At 73.9% G+C, this 25,822-nt stretch carries 23 protein-coding genes; 12 read left to right on the forward strand and 11 right to left on the reverse strand.

Translation table 11 applies throughout. The features are described from left to right. Positions 1-19: 19 nt before the first annotated feature. The gene (locus ABZ807_RS00180) at positions 20-526 is read right to left on the reverse strand and encodes an inorganic diphosphatase (RefSeq protein ID WP_154941350.1); all 507 of its coding nucleotides are present in this window, start codon (positions 524-526) and stop codon (positions 20-22) included. A gap of 572 nt (positions 527-1,098) precedes the next feature. Between ABZ807_RS00180 and dacB the strand changes: the two genes are divergently transcribed. From dacB to tilS, 3 genes are all read left to right on the forward strand, one after another. Next, positions 1,099-2,613, forward strand: a complete 1,515-nt coding sequence (dacB, locus tag ABZ807_RS00185; RefSeq protein WP_357151447.1) for a D-alanyl-D-alanine carboxypeptidase/D-alanyl-D-alanine-endopeptidase — start codon at positions 1,099-1,101, stop codon at positions 2,611-2,613. A gap of 66 nt (positions 2,614-2,679) precedes the next feature. Beyond that, a complete protein-coding gene (locus ABZ807_RS00190; protein ID WP_357150896.1) occupies positions 2,680-3,747 on the forward strand; it encodes a zinc-dependent metalloprotease in 1,068 nt (355 codons plus the stop codon). 10 nt (positions 3,748-3,757) lie between these two features. Beyond that, positions 3,758-4,813: a tRNA lysidine(34) synthetase TilS gene (gene tilS / locus ABZ807_RS00195; RefSeq protein ID WP_357150898.1), complete on the forward strand. Its 1,056-nt coding sequence runs from the start codon at positions 3,758-3,760 to the stop codon at positions 4,811-4,813. 412 nt (positions 4,814-5,225) lie between these two features. Here tilS and ABZ807_RS00200 read toward each other — a convergent pair whose 3' ends face one another. Further along, positions 5,226-6,188 (reverse strand): helix-turn-helix domain-containing protein, encoded by a 963-nt coding sequence (locus ABZ807_RS00200; protein WP_357150900.1) that lies wholly within the window; start codon positions 6,186-6,188, stop codon positions 5,226-5,228. Between the two features lie 151 nt (positions 6,189-6,339). On the opposite strand from ABZ807_RS00200, the gene ABZ807_RS00205 reads away from it, so the two are divergent. The 4 genes from ABZ807_RS00205 (at position 6,340) to folE (ending at position 10,259) form a co-directional block, all read left to right on the forward strand. Then, the gene (locus ABZ807_RS00205) at positions 6,340-6,477 is read left to right on the forward strand and encodes a hypothetical protein (RefSeq protein WP_357150902.1); all 138 of its coding nucleotides are present in this window, start codon (positions 6,340-6,342) and stop codon (positions 6,475-6,477) included. Positions 6,478-6,577: 100 nt separating this feature from the next. Then, positions 6,578-7,153, forward strand: coding sequence for a hypoxanthine phosphoribosyltransferase (gene hpt / locus ABZ807_RS00210; protein ID WP_357150904.1), 576 nt, complete (start codon positions 6,578-6,580; stop codon positions 7,151-7,153). A 401-nt stretch (positions 7,154-7,554) separates the two neighbouring features. Further along, positions 7,555-9,558, forward strand: coding sequence for an ATP-dependent zinc metalloprotease FtsH (ftsH, locus tag ABZ807_RS00215; RefSeq protein ID WP_357150906.1), 2,004 nt, complete (start codon positions 7,555-7,557; stop codon positions 9,556-9,558). Between the two features lie 35 nt (positions 9,559-9,593). Beyond that, on the forward strand, positions 9,594-10,259 hold the full coding sequence (folE, locus tag ABZ807_RS00220; protein ID WP_357151449.1) for a GTP cyclohydrolase I FolE: 666 nt from the start codon (positions 9,594-9,596) through the stop codon (positions 10,257-10,259). 67 nt (positions 10,260-10,326) lie between these two features. On the opposite strand, the gene ABZ807_RS00225 is transcribed toward folE, so the two are convergent. After that, the gene (locus ABZ807_RS00225; RefSeq protein ID WP_357151451.1) at positions 10,327-10,920 is read right to left on the reverse strand and encodes a hypothetical protein; all 594 of its coding nucleotides are present in this window, start codon (positions 10,918-10,920) and stop codon (positions 10,327-10,329) included. A 146-nt stretch (positions 10,921-11,066) separates the two neighbouring features. Next, the gene (locus ABZ807_RS00230; RefSeq protein WP_357150908.1) at positions 11,067-13,634 is read right to left on the reverse strand and encodes an FtsK/SpoIIIE domain-containing protein; all 2,568 of its coding nucleotides are present in this window, start codon (positions 13,632-13,634) and stop codon (positions 11,067-11,069) included. A gap of 349 nt (positions 13,635-13,983) precedes the next feature. Here ABZ807_RS00230 and ABZ807_RS00235 point away from each other — a divergent pair, with 349 nt between their 5' ends. Then, positions 13,984-14,409 (forward strand): hypothetical protein, encoded by a 426-nt coding sequence (locus ABZ807_RS00235; RefSeq protein ID WP_357150910.1) that lies wholly within the window; start codon positions 13,984-13,986, stop codon positions 14,407-14,409. Positions 14,410-14,413: 4 nt separating this feature from the next. Here the strand turns inward: ABZ807_RS00235 and ABZ807_RS00240 are convergent, their stop codons facing one another. From ABZ807_RS00240 to ABZ807_RS00270, 7 genes are read right to left on the reverse strand one after another with little or no spacing between them, the layout of a single operon-like run. Beyond that, the gene (locus ABZ807_RS00240; protein ID WP_357150912.1) at positions 14,414-15,016 is read right to left on the reverse strand and encodes a hypothetical protein; all 603 of its coding nucleotides are present in this window, start codon (positions 15,014-15,016) and stop codon (positions 14,414-14,416) included. A 13-nt stretch (positions 15,017-15,029) separates the two neighbouring features. Continuing rightward, a complete protein-coding gene (locus ABZ807_RS00245; protein ID WP_357150914.1) occupies positions 15,030-16,211 on the reverse strand; it encodes a M23 family metallopeptidase in 1,182 nt (393 codons plus the stop codon). Continuing rightward, positions 16,208-16,765, reverse strand: coding sequence for a hypothetical protein (locus ABZ807_RS00250; protein WP_357150916.1), 558 nt, complete (start codon positions 16,763-16,765; stop codon positions 16,208-16,210). Before ABZ807_RS00250 ends, ABZ807_RS00245 begins: the two co-directional genes overlap by 4 nt. Then, entirely contained in the window at positions 16,762-18,711 is a 1,950-nt protein-coding gene (locus ABZ807_RS00255) for an MFS transporter (RefSeq protein WP_357150918.1), read from the reverse strand. The genes ABZ807_RS00250 and ABZ807_RS00255 overlap by 4 nt, the downstream gene beginning before the upstream one ends. Before the next feature lies 1 nt (position 18,712). Then, positions 18,713-22,195 carry an ATP-binding protein gene (locus ABZ807_RS00260; RefSeq protein WP_357150920.1) on the reverse strand — a complete coding sequence of 1,161 codons (3,483 nt, stop codon included), beginning with the start codon at positions 22,193-22,195 and terminating at the stop codon, positions 18,713-18,715. Between the two features lie 49 nt (positions 22,196-22,244). Continuing rightward, positions 22,245-22,607, reverse strand: coding sequence for a hypothetical protein (locus ABZ807_RS00265; protein ID WP_067302246.1), 363 nt, complete (start codon positions 22,605-22,607; stop codon positions 22,245-22,247). A gap of 12 nt (positions 22,608-22,619) precedes the next feature. Then, positions 22,620-22,934: a hypothetical protein gene (locus ABZ807_RS00270; RefSeq protein WP_357150922.1), complete on the reverse strand. Its 315-nt coding sequence runs from the start codon at positions 22,932-22,934 to the stop codon at positions 22,620-22,622. 355 nt (positions 22,935-23,289) lie between these two features. Here ABZ807_RS00270 and folP point away from each other — a divergent pair, with 355 nt between their 5' ends. The 4 genes from folP to ABZ807_RS00290 are packed head-to-tail and all read left to right on the forward strand — an operon-like array spanning position 23,290 to position 25,729. After that, positions 23,290-24,237 carry a dihydropteroate synthase gene (folP, locus tag ABZ807_RS00275; RefSeq protein WP_357150924.1) on the forward strand — a complete coding sequence of 316 codons (948 nt, stop codon included), beginning with the start codon at positions 23,290-23,292 and terminating at the stop codon, positions 24,235-24,237. Between the two features lie 52 nt (positions 24,238-24,289). After that, the gene (folB, locus tag ABZ807_RS00280; RefSeq protein ID WP_357150926.1) at positions 24,290-24,649 is read left to right on the forward strand and encodes a dihydroneopterin aldolase; all 360 of its coding nucleotides are present in this window, start codon (positions 24,290-24,292) and stop codon (positions 24,647-24,649) included. After that, positions 24,646-25,173 (forward strand): 2-amino-4-hydroxy-6-hydroxymethyldihydropteridine diphosphokinase, encoded by a 528-nt coding sequence (folK, locus tag ABZ807_RS00285; protein ID WP_357150928.1) that lies wholly within the window; start codon positions 24,646-24,648, stop codon positions 25,171-25,173. The genes folB and folK overlap by 4 nt, the downstream gene beginning before the upstream one ends. A gap of 19 nt (positions 25,174-25,192) precedes the next feature. Beyond that, entirely contained in the window at positions 25,193-25,729 is a 537-nt protein-coding gene (locus tag ABZ807_RS00290; protein ID WP_357150930.1) for a DUF3180 domain-containing protein, read from the forward strand. The last annotated feature ends 93 nt before the right edge of the window (positions 25,730-25,822 follow it).

Consider the following 25,822-nt stretch of genomic DNA (forward strand, 5'->3'; position numbering starts at 1 on the left):
CCCTTCGTCGACGTGCTGCTCAGTGCGCGGTGTCGCCGCGCTCCTCGGCGTCCTTGGCCCGCTGGTACGACGCGCGGATCTCGGCCTCGGCCTCGACCCGGCCGACCCAGGTCGCGCCCTCGACCGACTTGCCCGGTTCCAGGTCCTTGTAGACCTCGAAGAAGTGCTGGATCTCCAGCCGGTCGAACTCGCCCAGGTGGTGGATGTCGCGCAGGTGCTCCTGGCGCGGGTCCTCGTAGGGCACGCAGAGGACCTTGTCGTCGCCGCCCTTCTCGTCCGTCATCCGGAACATGCCGATGGTGCGGCAGCGGATCAGGCAGCCCGGGAAGGTCGGCTCGGGAACGAGCACCAGCGCGTCCAGCGGGTCGCCGTCCTCGCCGAGGGTGCCCTCGATGAAGCCGTAGTCGGCCGGATACTGGGTCGACGTGAAGAGGGTGCGGTCCAGCCGGATCCGGCCGGTCACGTGGTCCACCTCGTACTTGTTGCGGTGACCCTTCGGGATCTCAACCGTGACGTCGAAATCCATCTCCCACGCTCCCTCGTCTGCCCACGCTGGCTGAACGGAACCACAGACGCCCCCGGTTCGGGTGAATGGCCACCCGCCGGCTCCGGACGCCGAATAGTCTTCGGACCGAAGTAGTGTCACCCAGGCTGGTTCGGAGGCGGGAGGAGGGGGTCGTGGGGAGGGAAGATTCACACTACCGCCCGGAGGGGCTTGACGGACGCGGGTCTGGCGGATCCGCGAGCGGACGCGTCCCGGTGCCCGGAGTGCATCCGTCGGACCGGTCTCCGGCCCCGCCCGGGTCGGGCGTCGGGCACCCGTCACCGGGGCAGGCACCGCCGGCCTGGCCGGGCGATCCTCGCAACGCCGGCCGGTTCCCCGAGCTGAATCCGCCCGGCCGCCCGGCCGCCGGCTCCGCCCGGGTCCCGTCCGGGCCGCCGCCGGCCGCCGGCTCCGCCCGGGTCCCGTCCGGGCCGCCGCCGGCCGCCGGCTCCGCCCGGGTCCCGTCCGGGCCGCCGCCGGCCGCCGGGTCGGCCCGGGTCCCGTCCTGGGACGCCCCGGCCGCCGGGTCGGGTGGCGCCCACGGGGCCGCGCCCGTGTCGCCGCCGGCCGGCCCGGTCTCCCCGTCGCCGGCGGGCGCCGGGTCGCTGCCCCCACCGCGCCGGCGACGCCGGCTGCTGCCGGTCGCGGTGCTCGCCACCGTGCTGCTGCTCGCGCTGGCCGGAGCCGCCGTGGTGATCCGTCCCGGGCCGGTCGCCGGTTGGCTGGGCGACGAGGCCGCCGCGCCGGCGGCCTCCGCCCGCGCGCCGGAGCCCGACCCGTCGCCGGTGCTCGCCGGTCCGGACGCCAACGCCCCGCAGCCCACCCCCGCCGGGGTACGCGCCGCGCTGGAGCCGCTGGTCGGGGCCGCCGCCCTCGGCAGCCGGGTGAACGTGTCGGTGGTCGACGTGGCCACCGGGCAGTCCCTCTACGCCAAGGGCGGCGACGACGGCACCGTGCCGGCCTCGGTGACCAAGCTGGCGACCGCGGTGGCCGTGCTGGAGGCCCGCGGCCCCGGTTACCGCATCCCCACCCGGGCGGTGGCCGGGGCGACCCCGGGCGAGGTGGTGCTCGTCGGCGGTGGCGACCCGACCCTGGCGGTCGGCGGCGACGGCTTCTACCCCAACGCGGCCCGCCTCGACACGCTGACCAAGCAGGTGAAGCAGGCGCTCGGCGGCACCACGCCGACGAAGGTCATCGTCGACTCCTCGCTCTTCCCCGGCCCGGTGCACGGCCCCGGCTGGGACGACGACATCCCGACCGGCGGCTACGGCGCGGCGATCACCGCGCTGATGACCGACGGCGCGCGCCGCGACCCGGCGGCGGCCCGGAAGACGTTCGACGACAGCCACGGCGCGGCCGAGCGGTACGCGCAGCCCGACCTCGCTGCCGGTCGCTCCTTCGCCCGGCTGCTCGGGCTCGGCGGCGACGCCGAGGTCACCAAGGGCCCCGCCCCCGCGGCGGGCGGGGCCGCGGCCACCGGTGCCCCGGCGCCCGGTACCGAGCTGGGCAAGGTCGAGTCGCTGCCGATGATCCGGCTGGTCGACATCATGATCAGCGACAGCGACAACGTGATCGCCGAGGCGTTGGCCCGGCAGGTCGCGCTGGCCCGCAACCAGCCGGCCAGCTTCGCTGGCGGGGCGGCGGCGATGGACGCGGTCATCGGCGAGCTGGGCCTGCCGGCGGGCGAGATCAGCCTCGCCGACGCCAGCGGCCTCTCCCGGAACAACCGGATCAGCCCCTCCCTGCTGACCGACCTGATCGCGCTCGCCGGCAAGGGCGACCACCCGGAACTGGGCGCCATCTTCGGCGGCCTGCCGGTCGCCGCCTGGTCCGGCACCCTGGACGGCCGCTACCAGGCCAACGCGACCGCGGCCGGCGCCGGGGTGGTCCGGGCCAAGACCGGCACGCTGACCGGGGTGCACGCCATCGCCGGGCTGGTCACCACCGCCGAGGGCCGGCTGCTCACCTTCGCGGTGCTCACCGACCGGGCCCCGGCCGGCGACGCGGACGTCACCCGCCAGGCCCTCGACCGGATCGCCGGCGCGCTGGCCGGCTGCGGCTGCCGCTGACCCCAGCCGCCTGAGCCCCGGCTCGCGCGCCCGGCCGGGGTGTTCCGGCGCGGGTACGGTGGGTGCATGGCGCAGTTCGTGGACTGGGATCTGGCCGCCGCGACCGCGGGGGCGCTGAGCAAGTCGGGCCCCCGGGTGTCGTACGCCGAGGCCACCGAGGTGGTCGTCGACCTGCGTCGGCTCACCGAGGAGGCGGCCGAGCACGTCGCCGACTACACGGGGCTGCGCTCGCAGGTGAGGCACCCGCCGGTGCGGGTGGTGGACCGCCGGGACTGGGCGGCCGCCAACATTGCCGGCCTGCGTGAAGTGATCACCCCGCTGGTCAGCCGGCTCTCCGGCGACAAGCGTCCCGGCCCGCTCACCGAGGCGGTCGGCTCCCGGCTGACCGGGGTGCAGGCCGGCACGGTGCTCGCGTACCTCTCCGGCCGGGTCCTCGGCCAGTACGAGGTCTTCTCCGCCGACCCGGGCCAGCTGCTGCTGGTCGCGCCGAACATCGTCGAGGTGGAGCGGAAGCTGGAGGCGGACCAGCGCGACTTCCGACTCTGGGTCTGCCTGCACGAGGTCACCCACCGCACCCAGTTCACCTCGGTGCCCTGGATGCGGGCGTACTTCCTCGGCGAGGTGAACGCCTTCGTTGACGCCTCGCAGGGCAGCGAGCACCTGCTGGAGCGGCTGCGTCGCGGCGTCGCCACCCTTTCCGACGCGGTCAAGGACCCGGAGAGCCGCACCAGCGTGCTGGACATCGTGCAGACCCCGGCGCAGCGGGCCGTGCTGGACCGGCTCACCGCGCTGATGACGCTGCTTGAGGGGCACGCCGAGTTCGTGATGGACGGCGTCGGGCCGCAGGTCATCCCCAGCGTCGAGCGGATCCGGGCGGCGTTCAACCGGCGCCGCGAGGCCGGCAACCCGCTGGAGAAGGCGATCCGCCGGCTGCTCGGCGTCGACGTCAAGATGCGCCAGTACGCCGAGGGCCGCAAGTTCGTGCACGGCGTGGTCGAGCGGGTCGGCATGGACGGCTTCAACAAGATCTTCGGTTCCCCGCTGACCCTGCCCCGGTTGGACGAGCTGGGCGACCCGGACGCCTGGGTGGCCCGGGTGCACGGGCCGGCCGGCGCCGCCCCGACCGCTGGCTGAGCGGCCGGCCGTGGCCGCCCTCGCCCCGCCGGTCGCCGCGATCCGGGTCGCGGTCCGCCGCGCGCTGACCGGGCTGCCGGCCGGCGGGCCGGTGCTGGTGGCCTGCTCCGGCGGGGCCGACTCGCTCGCCCTGGCCGCCGCGACCGCCTTCGTGGCGCCCCGGCTCGGCCGGCGGGCCGGCCTGGTGACCGTCGACCACGGCTTGCAGGAGGGCTCCGCCGGGCGGGCCGAGGCGGTGGCCCGGTGGGCCGTGGCGGCCGGCCTGGACCCGGTCGAGGCGGTGCCGGTGACCGTGACCGGGCGGCCCGGCGGCCCGGAGGCGGCCGCCCGCGAGGCCCGCTACCAGGCGCTGACCGACGCCGCCCGCCGGCACGGCGCGACCGGGCTGCTGGTCGGGCACACCCGCGACGACCAGGCCGAGACGGTGCTGCTCGCGCTGGCCCGGGGCGCCGGACCGCGCGGACTGGCCGGCATGCCCGAGTGTCGCGAGCTGGCCGGGGTGCCGCTGCTGCGCCCGCTGCTCGACGTGACCCGGGACGAGACCCGCAAGGCGTGCGTCGCGCTCGGGCTGACCCCGTGGGAGGACCCGCACAACGCCGACCCCTCGTACGCCCGCGCCCGGGTACGCACCGACGTGCTGCCGGTGCTGCTGCGGGCGCTCGGCCCGGGGGTGCTGGACAACCTGGCCCGGACCGCCCGGCTGGTGGCCGCCGACACCGTCGCGCTGGACGACCTGGCCACCGCCGCGCTCGCCGCCCCGCCGGTGGGAGCGTCGACCGGGGACCGGCCTGGCGGGGCAGGGGCGGTGGTCGCCGCCTCGGCCGGCGTGCGGGTCGTCGGAGGGGGACTCTCGGTGGCGGCCCTGGCCGCGCTGCCCGCGGCGGTGCGGACCCGGGTGCTGCACGCCTGGGCCCGCGAGCTGGGCGCGTCGCCGGCCGCGCTGTCGCACCGGCACGTGGCTGCGCTGGACGCGCTGGTGACCGGCTGGCGTGGGCAGGGCCCGACGCACCTGCCCGGCGGGCTGCGGGTGGTCCGCCGCGACGGTCTACTGACCGTCACTGACTGACCCCGTCCGGGCTTCCGGACCCCGATCCCCGACGACGCCGACCGCGCCCACGACATGGGTGCTCGCCAGCTGCATGTCGCCGATGGTGCGGTGTCCAGGTGCGCGGAACGCCGCGATGTCGGCGATCTGGCGAGGCTGGGGGCGTGCCGCCGCGGGCGGGGCAACGGCTGCGGGATGAGGGGCCGGCGGACAGAGTCGCGGAGTCTCCCCGGGAGCCGCCGCAGGCGGTAGACATGGCGGATGGCGTACCCCCGACAGCCGCTCTTCGCCCCGAACGGTGCCGTCGCGACCAGCCAGCCGCTCGCGGCGGCCGCGGGTCTGGCCGTGCTGCGACGCGGCGGCAACGCCGTCGACGCCGTTGGGTACGTGGTGGGGTCGGAGTCGCGGGGTGGCGGGGCTGGGCGCGGTGGCGTCAGTGGGCGGTGGCGCGGTCGCGGAAGGTGGTGCGGTAGGCGTGCGGGGTGGTGCCGACGCGGCGGGTGAAGTGGTGGCGCAGCGCGGCGGCGTCGCCGAAGCCGGCCCGGTCGGCGACGGTCTCCACGCTCAGCCGGGTCTCCTCCAGCAGCTGCCTGGCCAGCAGCACCCGCTGGTTGGTGAGCCAGTCGTGCGGGGTGGTGCCGGTCTCGGCCCGGAACCGGCGGGCGAAGGTCCGCGCCGACATGCCGGCCCGGGCGGCCAGCTCGTCCACCGTGATCGGCCGGTGCAGGTGCCCCATCAGCCAGCTCAGCACCGGCTCCAGCGTGGGGGCCTCCGGCGTGACCGGGATCGGCGCCTCGACGTACTGGGACTGGCCGCCGTCGCGGTGCGGCGGGACGACCATCCGGCGGGCCAGCCGGGTGGCGGTGGCGGCGCCGTGCTCCTGGCGGACGAGGTGCAGGCAGGCGTCGATGCCGGCGGCGGTACCGGCGCTGGTGAGCACCGGCCCGTCGGCGACGTAGAGCGAGTTGCACCGGACCCGGGCCGCCGGGTGCCGGCGTTGCAGTTCGTCGACGTGCCGCCAGTGGGTGGTGCACTCGCGGCCGTCGAGCAGCCCGGCGGCGCCCAGCACGAAGGCGCCCGAGCAGACGCTGAGCAGGTACGCCCCCCGGTCGGCGGCCCGGCGCAGCGCGGCCAGCACCGGCTCGGGCGCCGCGCAGGCCTGGCCGTGCGCCGGCACGGCGACCAGATCGGCCTCCTCGATGGGACCGAGGTCGGCGTGCGGGGTCAGCCCGAAGCCGGAGGCGGTGCGGACGGGGCCGCCGTCGACGGTGCAGACGGCGAACCGGTAGCCGGGGAAGCTGTCCGCCGTCCGGTCGGTGCCGAAGACCTCGGCGAGCACGCCGAGCTCGAACGCGGCGACCTGGTCGAGCGCGACGACGGCGACCGAACGGAGCATGTGACGAGGGTAACCCGAGTGATGGCAGGAAATCGAGGGACTGTGGCATTCCTGCCACTGTCCGAGCGGTCGCGGCGGGCGGAAACTGGATCCAGTCCGGTGCGCACCGGCGGCGAAATCAGTCCAGATACCCGCGAAAGCGAGCGCCGCCATGGAGTTCCTGCTGCTACTGCTCTTCCTCGTCGGTCTGGCCGTCGCCTCGGCCACCGGCCTCACCGCCGACAGCCGTGACTCGGCCGACTGGAAGCCGACCGACCAGGGCCGCCGCTGGCGGTCTCGCACTTGCTGAGGTGATTGGTGCGTATTGCCGAGAAAATCCACGGCGGGACCGCGCCAAAAGGGGCGGCCCCGCCGACGGGGGCCAGTCGGCGTACGGCAGGCTAGGGGTCATGGCTGACGGCTCCTGGTACGACGCCGACATCGACCACGTGATCATCTCCGAGGCGCAGATCCGCGAGAAGACCGCGGAGCTGGCCAAGCAGGTCTCCGCGGATCACGCCCATGTCGAGGACGGGCTCCTGCTCGTCTGCGTGCTCAAGGGCGCGGTCATGTTCATGGCCGACTTCTCCCGGGCGCTCGGCCGGCACGGGCCCCCCGCCGAGCTGGACTTCATGGCCATCTCCTCGTACGGCCAGGGCACCACCTCCTCCGGCGTGGTCCGCATCCTCAAGGACCTGGACCGGGACATCGCCGGCCGGCACGTGGTCGTGGTCGAGGACATCGTCGACTCCGGGCTGACCCTCTCCTGGCTGCTGCGCTACCTGGAGTCCCGCTCGGCGGCCAGCGTCGAGGTGGTCGCCCTGTTCCGCAAGCCGGACGCGGTGAAGGTCCCCGTCCCGGTGAAGTACGTCGGCTTCGACATCCCGACCGAGTTCGTGGTCGGCTACGGCCTCGACTTCGGCGAGCGCTACCGCGAGCTGCCCTACGTCGGCGTGCTCAAGCCGGAGGTCTACGCGCGGGCCTGAGCCCGCCGCCCGGCCCGGCCGGGAACTGCGCGGATCGGCGTCCATCGAGCAGACGTTCAGCGGGCTCTCAGTCAGTCGGACTACCGTAGGTGCCGGTGGCGTGGACGCACTTTTCCACGCCCGACCCCTCGACCCGTGGTTGACCGGCGGTCGGGTGGCCGGGTGCGGAGCTCCCGCCACGCCGGCTGAAACCCAGGTTCGCCGTCCGCGTAAGTGCTGGGCTCGCAAGCTCACTCCTGGCGCACACGGTGTACCGTCGAATGACCGCGGTGTGGCAGTTCGCGCGCCTCGGGGTCGAGGCCGGCCCGCACGGCGGCTCGGCGCCGCCAAGGCGGCGACACCATTCAGACGGTCAGGACGTCGATCAGGAGGATGCGGGCGTTTCGGCGCTCGACAACAGTATGGAACGTACGCGTTTCTTCCGCCGACCGGTGGTCTGGATCATCCTGGTCATCCTCGGCGCCGTTGTGCTCAGTCAGCTGTTCACCGCTGGTCCCAGCTACCACCGGGTGGACACTTCCGTTGCGCTCGACCAGCTCACCAAGGGTGGCATCGAAAAGGTCGTCTTCCAGGACAAGGAGCAGACGCTCCAGCTCGAACTGAAGGACAAGGCCAAGTTCGACGACACCACCACCAACCGCATCGAGGCCCAGTTCCCGTACCAGGTCGGCGATGAGGTCTGGAACGCGGTCCTCAAGGCCAAGGCCGACAACAATGTCACCGGTCCGGCCGACACCAAGGTGTCGTCCGAGAGCATCTGGGTGAGCCTGCTGGTCAACCTGCTCCCGATCGTCCTGCTGGTGCTCCTGCTGATCTTCTTCATGTCGCAGATGCAGGGCGGCGGCTCCCGGGTGCTCAACTTCGGCAAGTCCAAGGCGAAGATGATCACCAAGGACACGCCGAAGACCACGTTCGCGGACGTGGCCGGCGCCGAGGAGGCCGTCGAGGAGCTGCACGAGATCAAGGACTTCCTGCAGAACCCGGCGAAGTACCAGGCCCTGGGCGCCAAGATCCCGAAGGGCGTGCTGCTCTTCGGCCCGCCCGGTACCGGTAAGACGCTGCTCGCCCGCGCGGTGGCCGGCGAGGCCGGGGTGCCGTTCTACTCGATCTCCGGTTCCGACTTCGTGGAGATGTTCGTCGGTGTCGGCGCCAGCCGGGTCCGCGACCTCTTCGAGCAGGCCAAGGCGAACGCCCCGGCGATCGTCTTCGTCGACGAGATCGACGCGGTCGGGCGGCACCGCGGCGCCGGCATGGGCGGCGGCCACGACGAGCGCGAGCAGACCCTCAACCAGCTGCTCGTCGAGATGGACGGCTTCGACACCAAGGGTGGGGTCATCCTGATCGCCGCCACCAACCGGCCGGACATCCTCGACCCGGCGCTGCTGCGCCCGGGCCGCTTCGACCGGCAGATCCCGGTGGACGCCCCGGACATGGAGGGCCGCAAGGCGATCCTGCGGGTGCACGCCAAGGGCAAGCCGTTCACCCCCGACGTCGACCTCGACGCGGTGGCTCGGCGCACCCCCGGTTTCAGCGGCGCCGACCTGGCCAACGTGATCAACGAGTCCGCGCTGCTCACCGCCCGCAAGGACCAGCGGGCGATCACCAACGACTCCCTGGAGGAGTCGATCGACCGGGTGATCGCCGGTCCGCAGCGCCGGACCCGGGTGATGAGCGACCAGGAGAAGAAGATCACCGCGTACCACGAGGGTGGCCACGCGCTGGTCGCCTGGGCGCTGCCGCACGCCGCGCCGGTGCACAAGGTGACGATCCTGTCCCGCGGCCGCTCGCTGGGCCACACCCTGGTCCTGCCGACCGAGGACAAGTACACCCAGACCCGTGCCGAGATGGTCGACACCCTGGCGTACGCGCTGGGTGGCCGGGCCGCCGAGGAGCTGGTCTTCCACGAGCCGACCACCGGCGCCGGGAACGACATCGAGAAGGCCACCCAGCTGGCCCGCGCGATGATCACCCAGTACGGCATGAGCTCCAAGCTCGGCGCGATCAAGTACGGCACCAGCGGTGACGAGCCGTTCCTCGGCCGCAACATGGGCCACGAACGGGACTACTCCGACTCGGTGGCGGCCGAGATCGACGGCGAGATGCGGGCCCTGATCGAGGTGGCCCACGACGAGGCCTGGGAGATCCTGGTGGAGTACCGGGACGTCCTGGACAACATCGTCCTGGAGCTGATGGAGAAGGAGACCCTCTCCACCGCCGACATGGCCCGGATCTGCGCCCGGGTGGCGAAGCGCCCGCCGATGGCCCCCTACAACGGCTTCGGCAAGCGTCAGCCCTCCACCGAGCCCCCGGTGCTCACCCCGGCCGAGAAGGACAAGCTCAAGGCGCAGGCCCAAGCCGACGGCGCGTCCGTCGGCGGCTCGAACAACTCGGACGGTACCCACTGAACACGGACGCCGCGGCCAGCTCCGAAGACTCGGGGCTGGCCGCCTCGTCGACCGAGCCCGACGGTGACGAAGCCCTGGACTACGTCGCCGCCCGGCTGATCAGCGGCAGGCTGACCGGCCGTCCGGTCGAGGACACCATGGACCTCGGCCGGATCGAGAAGGCGGTCCGCGAGATCCTCATCGCGGTCGGGGAGGATCCCGACCGGGACGGACTCCAGCAGACCCCGGCCCGGGTGGCCCGGGCGTACGCGGAGCTCTTCGCCGGCCTCCGGGTCGACCCGGCCCAGGTGCTCAGCACCACCTTCGAGGCCAACCACGAGGAGCTGGTGCTCGTCCGGGACATCGACGTGATGAGCCTCTGCGAGCATCACCTGCTGCCGTTCCGGGGCAGCGCCCACATCGGCTACATCCCCGGGCCGGACGGCCGGATCACCGGCCTGTCCAAGCTGGCCCGGCTGGTCGAGGTCTTCGCCCGCCGCCCGCAGGTGCAGGAGCGGCTCACCTCGCAGATCGCCGACCTGCTGATGAGCAAACTGGCGCCGCGCGGCGTCGTCGTGGTGCTCCAATGCGAACACATGTGCATGGCGATGCGCGGCATCCAGAAGAGCGGCGCCCAGACCATCACCTCGGCCGTGCGGGGCACCCTCCAGCACGACGCGAAGTCGCGGGCCGAGGCGATGGCCCTGATCATCCCGCGCTGACCCCGCCCACCCGACCGGCCGCGTCGCTCCCCACCGGGCGGTGCGGCCGTCGCGTTGACAGCGGGGCTCAGCCGGCCAGCATCGCCAACATGACCGCGCTCGCCGCCGCCACCGCGGGCACCAGGCAGGCCAGTGCCCCCAGCCTGGGCGTCCGGTCCAGCCGCTCACCTGGTCGCGGCGGGAAGAGCCGACCCACCGCAGCCCAGCCCGCCCCGAACGCCACCGCCGGCATCGGCAGCCCGACGACCAGCGCCACGAGTGTCGCCGCGCCCGTCCCGGCGACCACGAGGACGACCAGCTGGACGACCGGCACCAGCAGCGCCAGCGGGCCGTACACCAGCAGGTTGCGGACCCGGGGCGGCCAGGCCGCCGGCCGCAGCCGGCCCCGCGCGGCCAGCATCGCGTCGGCCGCGTCCGCCCAGCCGCGGGCCACCCGCAATGCCCCCAGCACGGCCGCCGGGCCGCCGACCATCGACCGGGCCGCCTCGGTCAGCTCCGGCGGCGTCGGGGTCAGCGAGATGGCCGGTACGCCCAGCTCCCGCAGTCCGGCCTGCTGCGGCGCCAACCGGGCGTGCACCTCGGCCAGCTCCTCCCGGGCCGCCTGCACCGCCCGGGCCTGCTCGGCGGCGGCGGTCGCCGCCGCGCGGCGTACCCCGTCCAGCTGCCGGGCGGCGGCGAGGTAGTCGGTCCAGGCGGCGGCGACCGCGCCGACCGGGTCGTCGCCGACCCGCTGCCGGACCGTCGCCGCCGGGGACGCCTCGTCGACGCCCACCCCACCGGGCCGCCCGGCCCGTTCGTCGCGCCCGCTCACGCCGGCTCCTCCCCGTCGGCGAACGGCACCAGCACCGTGCCCCGCTCACCCGGACCGTCCCAGAGCACCACCCGGCCGGGGCGGGGCCGCCACTCCACCGGGCGGCCGAAGACCGCACCCAGCATCGCCCCCGGCACGTCCACCGCGGTGACCGCGGCCAGCTTGTCCACCTCACCGTCCGGCTCCAGCAGCGCCGCGAACGGCGGCACCGTCCGCCACCAGCCCAGCAGGTGCGTGCCGGTCGGCGGGCCCTCCCGCAGCAGCGCGCGCAGCCGCTCCACCGGCACCGTGTCCGCCGTCGCCAGGTCCACCCCGAACACCACCAGGTACGCTGGCCCGTCGCCGTCCATCGCGGCCAGCAGGCCCGCCGCGTCGACCGTCTCCGCCCGCTGCCGCTGCGCCAGGTCGGCCGCCAACCCGGCGGCGAGCGGCGCGGACCCCTCAGCCAGCGGCGCGAGCACGAACCGGGCGGTGCCCGGCGGATGGTGCGCGGCGGTGCTCCGCGCGGCGTTCGCCAACAAGCCGGCCGCCCCCGCGCCCGCCCCGAGGACGGCGAGATTGCGCCCGGCCACCGGGCCGAGCGGAACGGCGACCGTCGTCCGGGCCACGTCCACCGCCCGGCCGAGCAGGGCGGCCGGCCCGCCGGCCCGGCCCGCCAGGGCGGCCCGCAGCCGGGGATCGTTGCGCAGCAGCGGCCGGGCCCAGCCGGCGAAGACCACCGGTGGGGTCGCCCCCTCCGGACGGGCCTCGAAGAGCCGGTGCCGCAGTCGCTCGACCGTCTCCGGGGCGTCGTGCGGGTCGGGGAAGCGGACCAGCCGCTCGTGACCCCGGGTGGCGCCGCGCGGCCCGCCGAGCCCGCCTGCGGTGTTGACCACCGCGCTGCCCACCGCCAGGCCCGCCGCCGCGTCGTTGGTGGGCGCGAGCACCGTGCCGCCGCCGGAGAGCGCCACCCGCACCGGGAACTGACCCAGAACCGAGTCCCGCGGCGCCGGCCCCGCACCGATGCCCAGATCGCCCGCGCCGGCCAGCACCAGGTGGATTCCGTACGCGCGCCCGGCGCGGGCCAGCCCGTCCAGCCGGGCCAGCACGTCGGCGGCGACCGGATCCCGGGCCGCCAGCAGCAGCGGGAAGTTGTCGATCACGCAGACGATCCGGGGCAGCGACTGGTGCTCCCGCAGCTCCGCGTAGCGCTGCCCGCCAGCCCGGGCGCCGGCCTCCTCCCGCCGGCGGGTCTCCGCCCCCAACTGGTCGAACAGGTCCCGCACGTACTCCGGGTCGGCGGCCATAGCGGCGGCCCGGACCTGCGGCACCCAGGAGCGGTCCCGCTCGGTCTGCAGGAACTCCACGAAGGACTCGCCGTCGCCGAGGTCCACCAGGTGCAGGACCAGCTCGTCCGGGCCGTACCGGGCGGCGAGGCCGAGCAGCGCGTTGGTGAGGAACGCCGACCGGCCGGCGTCGGAGCGGCCGCTGACCAGCCAGTGCGGGGTCAGCTCGGTGAAGCCGACGGTCACCGGCCGCCCGTTCGCGTCGCCCACCGTGGTGGAGAGCCCACCGGCCGAACCGGCCTGCCAGAGCGGCTCGTCCGGCGGCGGCAGCAGCTCGGCCAGACCGAGCCGGGAACCGGCCTCCATCTGTTCGGCCAGCCGTCGGCAGACCGCCCCGACCAGTTCCGGCCCCGGGTCCTCGTCCACGAAGACCGGCGAGTTCAGGCCGCCTGGCGCCTCGCCGCCCGGCCCGCTGAACGGGCTGCCCGGCGGATCGCCGAGCAGCGCGTACGCGGTGCGCAGCTCCAGCCGGGTGGCCTCCGGCAGCGGCGGGCGGGCCGCGTACGGCCCGGACGGGGGCCAGCCGGCCACCACCAGGTGCAGGCCGGCCGGTCGGCCCTGGGCGGCCAGCGCCTCGACCCGGGCCAGGTCGCTCGGCCCGGTCAGCTCCGGCAGCCCGGCGATCACCAGCAGCAGCGTCCGGTCGTGCCGGCGGGGCCGGCCGGTGCCGGGGGAGACCCACTGCTCGGCCTCGGTGAGTACCGCCCGCAGGCCGGCCACGTCCACCGCCGGCGGCGGCAGCAGGCCCGCGTCGGCGAGCGCCGCGAAGGGCGCGAAGGTGTTACCCGCGCCGGCGCCGTCCACCGCGCGCACCAGCAGGCAGCCGGCCGGGGTCGCGGCCAGCAGCCGCAGCAGTACGGCCCGCAGCAGGCCGGCCGCCCGCGGCTCCCGGGCGTCGACGTCGAGGGTCAGGTGGCCGGTGCCGAGCAGCGGCACCAGCGCGGGGAAACGGGCGTCGTCCAGCGGGGCGGCGGTGCCGACCCGGACGAAGGGCGGGTTCGTCTCGCCGGCCGGGGTGTCCGGCGGCAGGCTGTCCAGCGAAGCGCCGGCCCAGCCCGGGGCCAGCAGCGCCGCCGCGGTGCGAAGCCGGTCCGCCAGCTCGTACTGCCGGCGCTGGTCGGCGGGAGCCGGGCGGGTCTCGTCGAGCACGCCAGCGGCCGCGGCGGCGGTGGCGGCGGCCCGCCGGTGCAGTGCGGCGGCACGGTTCGTACGCGTCCTCGGACCGGCCACCACGTCCACCTCTCTTCCCGAGGCCGACATTTCCTCCCCGGGCACAGACCGTATCCCAGCCGGCGGCGCACCTCCGGGATGTCGCCCGGCGCTGCGCCGGAATGGTCGCCCAGCCCGGTCCCGCCGAGAGGCACGCCGGGCGGCGTCCACCCCGGCGGTTCCCCCCGATCGGCGGATCTGGGGCATTGGGTACGCGGCGGGCAGCCGATAGCCTCAAGGGGTGGAATCAGTGCAGCCCCCCGCCGGTTCCCAGGTCTCCCGCGTACCGGCGCAGCGGACCCCGCCGGAGCAGTTGGCGCCCCCTGCCGTCACGCCAGCACCGGAGCAGCCGCCCCGCCGGGCACGCACCGTGCTCACCGTGGTCGCCGGGCTGCTGGCGCTGCTCTGCGTGAGTGGCGGAGTGATCGGCTACGTGCTGTACGACCGCGCCACAGCTCCGGATCGCAGCGCTCCCGATGTGGTCGCCGTCAACTACCTGCAGGCGGCGTTGGTAGCGCGGGACGACAACAAGGCCAACCTCTTCACCTGCGCCGGTCCCATACGAGCCGTTGACGAGTTCCGAGAGCAGCTGGCGGCCCGGGAGCAGGAGCTCGACACCGTATTCTCTGTCAACATTGAGAATGTCGCTGTAACCAAGACCAGCGCCACGTCTGCCGTCGTGCACGTCGTCATCAGGAGAAGCGCCACCATCGACGGCGTTCAGCAGAGTCTGACGGACACCTGGCGCTTCGATGTCGCCGATCAGCAAGAGGGATGGCGGGTTTGCATGGCTGCTCCCGCATAGTGAATCACTCGATCCACAGCAGATGCACCGGCACCTCCAGGGTGGTCGGTGGCTGCCCGCGCCAGGCCCACCGGTACCACTCCAGTTCCGGGGCGACCCGGACGCAGATGTCGCCGTCGGCGCCGGAGTAGGCCTCGGTCACCGCGCGCAGGTCCCGGTGCTCGACCGAGTCCTCGACGTGCACCACCCGTCGACCGCTGACCGTGTCGGCCTCGAAGACCGGCGTGGGGGTCCGGTGTGCCGGCTCATCCAGGGATACCAGCCGGATGCCCTGCTCGCGGACGGCCGCTCCCGGCGACGGGCGCTCGCCGAGCGTCTCAACCCAGACCCGCTCCACCGGGATCAACGGTGCGAAGACCTCGACCTGGTCGGACTCGGCCCGGTACCACTCGTGCTCGGGGATCACTGGCACGTAGGTGCGGCTGCCCTGCACCACCTGTTCGTCGGCCCGCAGGTCGCCCCGCCAACCCAGGCCGGGCAGCCCCACCAGCACCCGCCGGCCGCGCAATTCCACCCGCCTGGTGGCGGGCACGATCTCGATCGGGCGGGGGGCCAGTGGTGCCCAGTCGGGCTGGCCGGCGAAGGGATCCGGCAGCGGGCCGCTCATCGTTCCGGGTACCTCATGACGACTGGTCCAAGGGCGCGCCCCGTTGCCGCATGAACGGCACCGGGTCGGTCGCCCCGCGGGAGCTGCGGTCGCCGTCCCGGTGCACCTCGAAGTGCAGGTGGGGGCCGGAGGAGTTGCCGCTGCTGCCCACCCGTCCGATCACCTCACCGGCCCGCACCTCCTGACCGGGGACGACCAGTGGCTTCGCCACCATGTGGCAGTAGCGGGAGATGTACCCGCCGGCGTGCAGGATGTCGACAAACCAGCCGCAGCCGCCCTTGCCCGGGTAGCCGTCCACATCGCAGTCGAGCCGACTCCGGTGGTCGGGGTCGCAGCGGGCCACCAGCACCCGTCCGGTGGCCGCCGCGTGGATCGGCGTCGTCCCCTTCGGTGCGGCGATGTCCACCCCGTTGTGTTGCGGTCGGCTCGGCGTCCGGAAGCCGGAGCCCACTCCCCCGCGGATCGGCGCCGTCCAGCCGGAGGCGGCGATCGTCTCAGCGGATGCCCTGTCGCAGACGGCCTTGCCGGCGATCTGCACCGTCTGGGCGCCGCCGCGGGTGAGGGCGTTCACGATCTGGCTGGCGATGTCCTCGTGCTTGGCGTACGCGTCCGGATAGGCGCTGATCTGGACCCGCTGGGCGGCGAGGGTCAGCGGGAGTCGTTCCCAGCCGTCGACCTTGAGCAGCTTCTCGTAGAACCTGCGGGCGGCGTAGTCCGGGCTCATCCGCTGCGGGACGCTGCCCCAGCTGGCCCGCTGCTGGAACAGGCCGACCGAGTCGTGGTCGGCGCCGACGCCCTCGTTAGAGAACCGGCCGGAACCGGCGACCGTGCTGTTGGAAAGGTTGCGCAGAGCGGACTCCTGCATGGCGGTCGCCACGGCGATCACCCAACCCCGGGGCGGCACTGTCATCTCCTGGCCGACCTTGATGATCACAGCGGCGTTGCGCATCTGGGTCGGGCCGTACTTCGCGAGTCGGGGCATGTCGCCAGTGACCTTGACGTGGTGGTCCTGTTCGCAGCTCAGCTCTTCGCCAGCGAGGTTCTTCTGCTCGTTGCCGAGGTTTGTGAGGAAGAACGCAGCAGTGCCACCGCCGCAGCAGAGCAGGATGAACGCGGCGGTGAGTGCGGCGAGCAGTGCACCGAGGCGGAGTCGACGTCGGGGCGGCTGGCATGCCCTCGATGGCTCGGCAGTCAATCCCGCTCCCAATCCACCGCATCGACCAACCAGCGTCCCTCGGGTGCCACCAGTTCCAGGCGAAGTCCCCCGCCATCAAGCGGAATCAGCACCTCCACGAAAGCTTCCGTGCGTGGTCGAAGAGTCGGTTCACCGGTCACCCTCACCGTCGGCACCTCCGTCGGGTTGACGCCGGTCAGCTTCTCTGTCAGCGACATTGTCGAGAGTGGCCGCAGATCGGCCTGCCACTTTTCGATCGTTGTGGCCGGCCCGCCGAGCCAGGCCTTGGTGAATCGGTCCGCTGTCTGCTCCGGGGTCAGTTCGCCGGCACGCGTTTTGGGGGGCTGTGGCACCGGCGTATCGACCACGCCATCGTCGCCCGCCTCTGGGTCCACGGTCGTGATGGGTCCGCGTGGCCGGCTGCTGAGCCCATCGGCCAGGTCGGGCGGACCGCTGACCAGGCGGGCGGTACCAATCACCCCGAACACCAGCACGGCGATCGCAAGCGCGATGCCGATTCGGGACCGCAGGACTCGGGTGACCAGGAACTCGATAGCTCGCCGCATGGCCGTCACCGTGCCTCGGAGCGCACCCGGGGGCTGGGCCTGGTGCTGGCCGGCGCGCGCTCGGCCGAGTCGGGTCGGTACACCACGAAGGATGGCGACTCCTCGGGCACGTCCGGCTCCGTCCAGCTTGCTGGCTGCCGACGGCGTGGACGCAGCGCGGCGGGCCGCCCACCGTCACCGGACCGCACCTCCGGCGGGTCCGTCTCGTCCGCGCGTTCCCGGCCGTCCGGCCGCTCCCGTACAGCGGGCGTGGTCGAGGAGTGCGACGGGTCCTCGCGCCGGGCCTCCGGGCGCAGGTTCGACGGCTCCAGCGCCAGGCCGCGCCGCCGGACGGCGGCAGGCTCGGCCGTGCCCCCCGGCTCCACCACGTCGAGCCGGGCGGCGATGCGCATGTCGCGAAAAAAGCGACGGTGCCAGGAGCCGGCCGAGCTGACCGCCTCGCTGCTGTCCTTGCCACCGAGCTGGGTGATCCGCCGGTACGGGCGCAGCAGCAGCCAGCCGACCACGCCGCAGAGCCAGACCAGCACGACCTGGAGCCAGCCCGGCAGGGTGGGAGTGCTCATGATCAGGTCCACCGCGAAGAGGTAGATCGCGGCCCCGGTGCCGAAGATGGCGATGTTGAAGACGGCGGCGACCACCGCGTTCCCGAGCCGGCGCAGCCCGGCGCTGGCCGGTCTTAGCAGGCCAACCGTGCCGAGGATCGGCGCCGCGATCACCGCCCACCGGAAGATCAGGAAGCCGAGCAGCACCAGCAACGACGCGGTCAGGTCGAACATCGCGAAGAGCAGCGAGGCCAGTACGGCGATGAAGCCAGCGCCGATGCGGTCCATGTCACGGGTGCCCTGGAGGTACTCGTACGCCTCCGGGTCTTCCCTGCTGATCTGCTCGGTGACCTTCATCCACTGCTGCTGCTTGGCCTTGATTGTCGCCGCGCGCGTCGCGGGATTCGCGCGGATCGACTTCGCTTCTCCCCAGGTCAGCGAGCGGGCGTCATAGAGAGCGGGGCCGTACTTCTTCGCCGTTTCGCTGTCCGCCGAGCCGAGTACGCCGCGCAGCCAGTTGCGGTACAGCATGGTCTCGGTTGCCGTGTCGCTGGCGCGGACAGCGGGTGGGCGGAGGTCCTTGCAGCGGTCGGGATTGGGATCGATGCAGCGGCCTGGTGCCGGATCCTTCGCCTGAGGACCCACTGCGTCGTGGACGACACCGAGGGAAGTGATGAGGGTGCCGTCGGCGATGGTGGCGGACTTGACCGGCCAGGCGGCCAGGGCGGTCACCGCGACCATCACCAGCAGGGCCCAGCCGGCCGTGGTCATCGCGTTGCTCATGTCCGACTGGCGGGAGCGCCAGAGAAGGTAAAGGCCCACCACGCAGAGCGTGACGATGCCGAAGACGCTGAACACCTTCTGGTAGACGGCCTTGGTCGCCTTCTCCACCAGCGGGTCGGCCCAGCCCCACATCGAGCGCGGGTCCCACGCCCGCTCCCGGAGGGCGTTTGAGGCACCTATGACGGCAGTCGCGATCATGAACTCGCCGTTTGCCACCGTGGTGGTGAACTTGTAGTCCGCATGGAGGACCGAGGACCCACAGCCCAGGTCATACGTGTTGTAGCTGTAGCCGGCGTAGCCATAGAGGCTGTAGCGCCCCGTGACGCCTCCTGTCGAGGACGCGGGCGGTTCCCCCGCAAACCATCCGGCCAGACCGGCGTCTGGGGTGCCCGGTGTGGGCGGCTCGAGGCATTCCGCCCGGTCGCTAGTTACGTCTTCCAGCTTGGTGACGCAGGCGCGGAAGTCGGCCTGCCACTCCTTGGTGCTGCACAGCTCCGCCGCCGCTCGGGCCGCCACCGGCGGGGCCGCGGCGGCCGGTGTGGCCCCGACCACCGGCCACGCGATCGTGGCACCGGCGAGTACGCCGAGCGCGAGGAGGAGCGCCGTGATCCGTGCCCGGGCCCTCGCCATGTCACGCCTCCAGGTCAGCCAGGACGGTCGGCAGCTGCCCGGCCGCCTGGGCGACCGTGGCGGGAGTGGTGTCCAGGTGTTGCAGCAGACCCTCGACGTACGACACGTCGACCCGGACCTTCTGCACCCGGCCGTCCACGTCGCGCATGACGAACTCGCGGAAGCCGAGCCGGTCCGCCGAGGTGGCGTCCACGGCGGAGAGCGAGGCCAGGGTGGCCTCGTACCCGTCGTCGACCGGCACCCGCAGCAGCCGCAGCGCCTCGGAGGCGATCTCGACGTCCTCGGCGATCCGTCCGACGAAGACGGTGGAGACGAGGTTCTGCACGTCGAGGCCGAGGATGTCCTTCGGGTTCTGCGAGGCGACCAGTGCGGCGAGGTTCCACTTGCGGGAGTCCCGGGCGAGCCGGACCAGGAACGACCGGCCGGAGCGCCAGCCCTCCATGAAGTGCGCCTCGTCCAGGCCGACCAGCTTGCGCGACGACATCGACCCGCCGTAGCAGCGGCGCACGGCGAGGCGGTGCGCGGTGTGCAGCATCGGCAGGGCCAGCGCCTCCTCGGCGGACCAGTACTCCCGCTCGATCTTGAGGTCGGGGAGCCGGAGGCCGGCCATGGTGATCACGGTGAGCGCGGCGTCGGCGCCGAGCAGCCCCTCCGGCGGGCGGCCGAAGAAGAGCATCGCCAGCGGCATCTCGGCGGTGTCGAGCAGCAGGTTGGCCAGCTCCCGGCCGGCGTCGTCGTCCATCCCCCGCAGGCAGGCGACCACGTCGTCCAGGGTGGAGTTCTCCTCCGCCGGCACCTGGCGTACGGCGTGTCGGAACAGGGTCGCGGTGGACGCCTCGCGGGCCACCTGCGGCGGCACCAGCATCATGCAGATGTCCTGCACCAGCATCCGGCGCTCGGCCCGGGCGTTGGAGACCGCGATCTCGAACTCCCGGTCGCCGGCCGCGCCGCTGCCGAACTCGCTGCGCAGCGGGGTGGGGATGAGCGAGTACGGCGCCAGCGTCCCGTGCTCCGACCCGGTCAGGTTGAGCACCCGGGAGTATGGTCGCAGCTCGGGCATCGCACAGAGCCGGGCCAGCGGGCCGGACGGGTCCAGCAGGGTCACCTGCACCCCGCGCCGCGCGGCCAGGTAGCCCAGGGCGCCGAGCAGGGTCGACTTGCCGCCGCCCGGCTCGGCGACGAAGACCGCCAGGCCGGAGCGTTCCCGGACCTCCATCGGGAAGTGCAGGTCGAGGAAGACCGGGCGGCGGCAGGTGCCGGCGGTACGACCGATCAGGTCACCCCGGCGGTCGCCGACGGTCGAGGCGGCCTGTGGCAGCGCGGCGGCGAGCAGGTTGACCGGCATCCGGCGGACGTACCCGGTGTTGGCGATCGGCTCGCCGGGGATGAACTCGCGGGCCAGCCAGTCCTGGTTCTTCGGGTGTTGCAGCGAGATGCGCAGCTCGCGGGAGTAGAGCTGGATGAGCCGGCGGGCCCGTTCGAGGCATTCCTCCCTGGTCCGGCCGCCGACGGCGATCCGGTGCCAGCCGTGCGCGCGGGCGGAGTCGACCGGCAGCCCGGTGGTCATCTCGTCGCCGATCACCAGCGCCCGCTTGGCCAGTCGCTCCAGCTCGGGCGGGGCGTCGATGCCGTGCTCGGCGTAGTCGAGCTGCTGCGAGCGGATCATCCGCAGTCGGTGTTCGAGGTTACGGAAGGAGTCGCCGGAGCCGAGGATGTCCACCCGGGTGGAGATCTCCATCGGCCACGGCAGCCGCTCGTGGAAGTGCAGCCAGGGCTCGTGCCGCTCGGGGATCTCCAGCGGCTCCATCCGGCCGACGGCGAGCACGGCGACGTGCCGCTCCTCGCCGGTCATCCGGTTGACCAGCTTCACCGTGGAGCCGTACGGGGTGCGGTAGCGCTCGACCTGCTCGGTGAGGGCGAGCAGGTCGCCCCGCTCCCACCGGCCGTTGGTCACCGGAGAGAGCGCGCCGGGCGGTGCCATGCAGAGCGCGACCGAGCGGTAGAGCAACCATTCCAGCTCCTGCGCGGTCACCCGGCGGCCGCGCATGCCGAACGCGCCAAGCACCTCGTCGAACTGCTCGACGGTGCGGCCCAGCTTGCGGCGCTCGCCGTCGGCGGTGCCCCGGCCGAAGGCGCGCAGCAGCCGCTCGGTGAGCGAGTCGCCGAGCGAGCGCCGGGCGAACGTGACCCCGAGGTAGGTCTGCCCCTCGGCGTGGTTCACCGACATCAGGTGCCGTTGGGCGGCGACCAGGTGGTCGGCCCAGCCGGGCGTGCCGGGGACGTCCGGCAGCGGCGCGGCGGTGTGCGCGTCGATGGTGCGGGCCCACTCGTCGGCCGGGAAGGGGCGGGTGGTGCGGCGCAGGTGCAGCCGGAACCCGGCCAGGCCGGCGTACTGCTCCGAGATCGCCGAGAGCAGCGCCTCCCGTTCGGCGTCCGGGCGGAACGCCCAGCGCACCTCGGGCAGCCAGTACCAGGCGGTGACGGTGTTGGGGGTGAAGGTCAGGTGGCCGGCGATCTCGGTGATCGCCAGCTCGATCGACGGGTCCCGGTCGCCGAACTTGATCTTCGGAGGGCGTACCCGGACGGGTTTGGCGGGGGTGCCGCGCCGGCTGGCTGCCCGCTGGCGCGGCGGCGCCAGCTCCCGGGACGCCCGTTCCGCCGGCTCCTGTGGCCCGGCCTCGGCGAGCTCGCGCCGGCCCGACTCGGCCACCGGGTGGCGGGCCGGCTCCCCGACCGCGCGTCGGGACGACCCGGCGGGCGCCGACCGGGGCAGCTCCTCCGGCTCGGGCCACTCCGGCTCGGTCGGCTCCGGCCGGACCGGTTCGGCGGCCTCCCGGCGGGCTCGTTCGACGGCGTCCCGCCGGCTGCGTTCGGCGGCCTCGCGTGCGGTGAGCGGCTCGGCGGGCGTGCCGCGGGGCACGCGCTGGGTCGGCGCCTGCACCGGCCGGTCGGGGACGGATCCGGCCTCGGCCGGCGGGCGGAGCACGGGGAGGCGGTCGCCGGGCTGGTGCGGGACGCGGGTGCGGACCGGCCGGTCGGCCGCCGGGGGCGCCTCGATCGTTGGGGGCGTCTCCGCCCCGATCGCGGGCGCCGGCGCGGCCGACGCGGGTGGCGCCGGCGGCTGGTGCGGGATCGGCGGGTGCTCCCGGCCGCTGTGACGCGGGGACGACACCGGGGGCGACGTGCCGGGGGGCGGGGGCGCGACCGGGCCGCCGAAGAGGTCGAGGAACGGCGAGTCGATGTCGGTGCCGTCGCCGACCAGCATCGGCGTGCTCGGCTCGGCCGGCGGTACGCCCCGGCCGTTCGCCGGCCGGGGGGCCTGGAAGACGCCGACGCCGCCGTGCCCGGGACTGGTCACCAGGGCCGGGTCGTGCGTCTCCTCACCCCGGACCTCCCCCTTCGGGTAGTCGAGCGACCGCGCACGGTTACCGCGCGGGGCGCTGTGACGTCCGGCCGGGAAACCCGGCGTGGAAGAGCGACTCATTCGACCGCCTCACCCGCGTGGTTCGACTGCCCGATCGGCGTACGCCCGGTCATGCCAGTTCCTCCCGGATCCTGATCCGGCTGCCGACCAGGCGGGGGTCCCGCAGCTCTGCGGCCGGCTCCCGGGTGCGTCGCCAGTCGGTCAGGGCGGTGCGGATGACCATCCGTGCCGGCCGGTCCGGGTCGACGTACCGGAAGATGAACGAGGTGCTCACGATGGCGAGCGCGATCTCCCAGGCGGGGAAGAGCTCGACCTGCAGCGTGAACAGCCAGTGGATGAACATGTAGAGGGGTACGAGCAGCATGAACAGGCCGTACTGGGCGTACGGCAGGTGGACGGGAAGGGTGTAGCCGGGCGGCCCGAGGTAGACCAGGCGAGCCCGGTAGATGTCGTCGTCGGTGCGCAGCCGCATGTCTCGCCCGGCCTATTCGAAGATCAGGTCGATCAGGTAGTCACCGACGAAGAAGAGTGTGGCCGCCCCGGCGATGAAGGCCAGGCCGACGATCGCGATGGCCGAGCTGGTGAGCACCTTGGAGATCTCGCCCCGGCTGGCCCGGCCGATGAAGATGACACCGAGCACGGCGAGCAGGATGGGTGCGATCTTGCTGGCGAAGAAGGTGACGACACCGTTGGTGTCGATGCCCTTCGGAGCCGGTTCGGCGAGTGGCGCCGTCGCCAGGGTGTGCAGCGCCTGCGCGACGCCGGACGACGCCGTCTGCATGAGCTCGAAGGCGATCACTGGAACCTCCCCATGTCGCGGCCGGCGGTGCCGCGGCGGTGCAGTAGGCAAGCCTGGCGGAAATGTGCTCACTCGGCGCAGCGTCGGCGACGCTGCGTTCGTTACCCACCACGGAGAGTGGTGAGCTTTGGGGGGATTGTTCCCGCTTCGGCCCTCCCTCCAGGCTTCGCCATTTCGATGCTGGGCAATTCCACAGAGTACGGGCCGCCCTCCTTTGCGACAACCCGCGAAGACTCGACCCGAATCGGCCCGGACGACCGATCATGCACCTGTTCCAATGCGCACGTCAGGGCCGGCGACGGACCGCCCGGCGGGGGTCGCCGGACGGGGCGTGCGCGACCGGTACCGTCTGGTCGTGACCGATCTGGTACGGGCGCAGTCCCCGGTGGTGATGGGCGTCCTCAACGTCACGCCCGACTCCTTCTCCGACGGCGGCCGGTACGCCGACCGCGACGCCGCGGTCGCCCACGGCGTGCGTCTGCGCGAGGAGGGCGCCGCGCTGGTCGACGTCGGTGGCGAGTCCACCCGGCCCGGCGCCGACCGCGTCGACGCCGCGACCGAGGCGGCCCGGGTCGTGCCGGTGATCCGGGAGCTGGCCGCGGCGGGCGTGGCGGTCAGCATCGACACCAGCCGGGCCTCGGTGGCCGAAGCGGCCCTGACCGCCGGGGCTGCCGTGGTCAACGACGTCTCGGGCGGGCTGGCCGACCCGGACATGGCCCGGGTGGTGCGCGACGCCGGCTGCCCCTGGGTGCTGATGCACTGGCGCGGCCACTCGCGGGGGATGCGCGAGCTGGCCAGCTACACCGACGTGGTCGCCGACGTGCGCGCCGAGCTGGGCCAGCGGGTCGACGAGGCACTGACCGCCGGGGTGGCCGCCGACCGGATCATCATCGACCCCGGCCTCGGCTTCGCCAAGACCGCCGCGCACAACTGGGAGCTCAGCGCCCGCCTGCCCGAGCTGGTCGCGCTCGGCTTTCCGCTGCTGTTCGGGGCGAGCCGCAAGTCGTACCTCGGCCGGCTGCTGGCCGACGCCGACGGCGAGCCGCGACCCACCGCCGGCCGGGAGGCGGCCACCGCCGCCACCAGCCTGCTGGCCGTCGCCGCCGGCGCCTGGGGGGTACGCGTGCACGACGTGCGCGGCACCGCCGACGCGCTCGCCGTCTGGCGGGCCACCGGCCGCCCCCGCCTGGTCGCCGAGCCCGCCGCCGGTCGGATCGGCCACGACAGCGCACGCCCGGCGGACGGGGTCGGCGCGCCTGCGGTGGGGCCCGTCGGCCGGGACGAGAGTGGGCGGACGCGGTGACCGCGTCCGGGGTGGGGACCGCCGCGCACGCCGGCCGGGACGAGGGAGAGTGATGACCGACCGGATCGAGCTGACCGGCCTGCGGGCGCGCGGCCGGCACGGCGTCTACGACTTCGAACGCGCCCAGGGGCAGGAGTTCGTCGTCGACGCGGTGCTCGAACTCGACCTCGCGCCGGCGGCCCGCTCGGACGAGGTGACCGACACGGTGCACTACGGCGAGCTGGCCGAGCGGCTGGTCGCCGTGATCACCGGCGAGCCGGTCGCCCTGATCGAGACCCTCGCCGACCGGCTGCTCGCGGTCTGCCTGGCCGAGCCGCTGGTCGCCGCCGCCACGGTCACCGTGCACAAGCCCGAGGCGCCGATCCCGCACACCTTCTCCGATGTCGCCGTGACGATGCGGCGTACCCGATGACCCGGGCCGTGCTCTCCCTCGGCAGCAACCTCGGCGACCGCCTCGCCCACCTGCGCTCGGCGGTGGCCGCGCTCGACGACGCGGTCCTGGTGGTCTCCGGGGTCTACGAGACTCCCCCGTGGGGGGACGCCGACCAACCGGCGTACCTCAACGCGGCGGTGCTGGTCACGGACCCGGCGGCGACCCCCCGCGACTGGCTGGACCGGGCCCGGGCCGCCGAGGAGGCGGCCGGCCGCGTCCGCGACCCGGAGCGCCGGTTCGGGCCACGCACCCTGGACGTGGACGTCATCGCCGTCTGGGACGACGCCGGCGAGCCGGTGCTCAGCGACGACCCCGAGCTGACTCTGCCGCACCCCCGCGCCCACCTGCGGGCGTTCGTGCTCCGGCCGTGGATCGACATCCAGCCGTACGGGCGGCTGCCCGGGCACGGCTGGCTGACCGACCTGCTCAACGCCGACCCGGTCGCCGGTGACGTCCTGGAACTCGGTCCACGGCCCGATCTGGCGTTAGAGTCGACTCCATGACCGAGTGGAGCCGGCCGGCATGACCCAGGCGCAGCCCCCGCGCGGAAGCGAGCCCGACCGCTTCCGGATGGGCCCCACCCGGATCTCGACGCTGGTCGTGGCCGCCCTCGCCGCCGCGGCGGTGGCCTGGCTGCTGATCAGCACCTTCTACTACGACGTCGCGCCCCGCCTGCCCTGGCTGCCGGTGGTCACGCTGGCCGCGCTCGCCGTGCTGGAGGCGTTCGCGGCGGTCAACACCCGCAGCCGGATCGAGCGACGGCCGGGCCGGGACCCGGTCAACCCGCTGCTGGTCGCCCGTTTCGTGGTGCTGGCCAAGGCGTCCGCCCTGGCCGGGGCGATCTTCACGGGCTTCTACGCGGGGCTGACCGGGTGGCTCTTCATCGAGAACACCAACGCCGCGATGGTCGATCGACCGGCGGCTGGCGCCGGTCTGCTCGCCTCGCTCGCCCTGGCCGTCGCCGCGCTCCGGCTGGAACGTGCCTGCCGGGTCCCTGAGCAGGAGGACGACGAGGACCGGGAGCCCGGCGACCGCCCGGGCCGTCCACCCCGTCGCTGATCAGGGGGGTTACGCCCGGCCGCGTGCGCAGGTACCGTCCCTGGCGACCGGAGTGCAGACGACCGTCGACGAGGACGGCCGGCCACGTGGGAG

The organism is Micromonospora sp. NPDC047548, from assembly GCF_040642975.1.
GTDB lineage: Bacteria > Actinomycetota > Actinomycetes > Mycobacteriales > Micromonosporaceae > Micromonospora.

What these genes read in the sequence shown, in the direction of transcription:
- ABZ807_RS00180 (WP_154941350.1), bottom strand. Translation starts at nt 526, where the DNA reads ATGGATTTCGACGTCACGGTTGAGATCCCGAAGGGTCACCGCAACAAG.
- ABZ807_RS00190 (WP_357150896.1), top strand. Translation starts at nt 2,680, where the DNA reads ATGGCGCAGTTCGTGGACTGGGATCTGGCCGCCGCGACCGCGGGGGCG.
- ABZ807_RS00200 (WP_357150900.1), bottom strand. Translation starts at nt 6,188, where the DNA reads ATGCTCCGTTCGGTCGCCGTCGTCGCGCTCGACCAGGTCGCCGCGTTC.
- ABZ807_RS00205 (WP_357150902.1), top strand. Translation starts at nt 6,340, where the DNA reads ATGGAGTTCCTGCTGCTACTGCTCTTCCTCGTCGGTCTGGCCGTCGCC.
- hpt (WP_357150904.1), top strand. Translation starts at nt 6,578, where the DNA reads ATGGCTGACGGCTCCTGGTACGACGCCGACATCGACCACGTGATCATC.
- ftsH (WP_357150906.1), top strand. Translation starts at nt 7,555, where the DNA reads ATGGAACGTACGCGTTTCTTCCGCCGACCGGTGGTCTGGATCATCCTG.
- ABZ807_RS00240 (WP_357150912.1), bottom strand. Translation starts at nt 15,016, where the DNA reads ATGAGCGGCCCGCTGCCGGATCCCTTCGCCGGCCAGCCCGACTGGGCA.
- ABZ807_RS00255 (WP_357150918.1), bottom strand. Translation starts at nt 18,711, where the DNA reads ATGGCGAGGGCCCGGGCACGGATCACGGCGCTCCTCCTCGCGCTCGGC.
- ABZ807_RS00260 (WP_357150920.1), bottom strand. Translation starts at nt 22,195, where the DNA reads ATGAGTCGCTCTTCCACGCCGGGTTTCCCGGCCGGACGTCACAGCGCC.
- ABZ807_RS00265 (WP_067302246.1), bottom strand. Translation starts at nt 22,607, where the DNA reads ATGCGGCTGCGCACCGACGACGACATCTACCGGGCTCGCCTGGTCTAC.
- folB (WP_357150926.1), top strand. Translation starts at nt 24,290, where the DNA reads ATGACCGACCGGATCGAGCTGACCGGCCTGCGGGCGCGCGGCCGGCAC.
- folK (WP_357150928.1), top strand. Translation starts at nt 24,646, where the DNA reads ATGACCCGGGCCGTGCTCTCCCTCGGCAGCAACCTCGGCGACCGCCTC.
- ABZ807_RS00290 (WP_357150930.1), top strand. Translation starts at nt 25,193, where the DNA reads ATGACCCAGGCGCAGCCCCCGCGCGGAAGCGAGCCCGACCGCTTCCGG.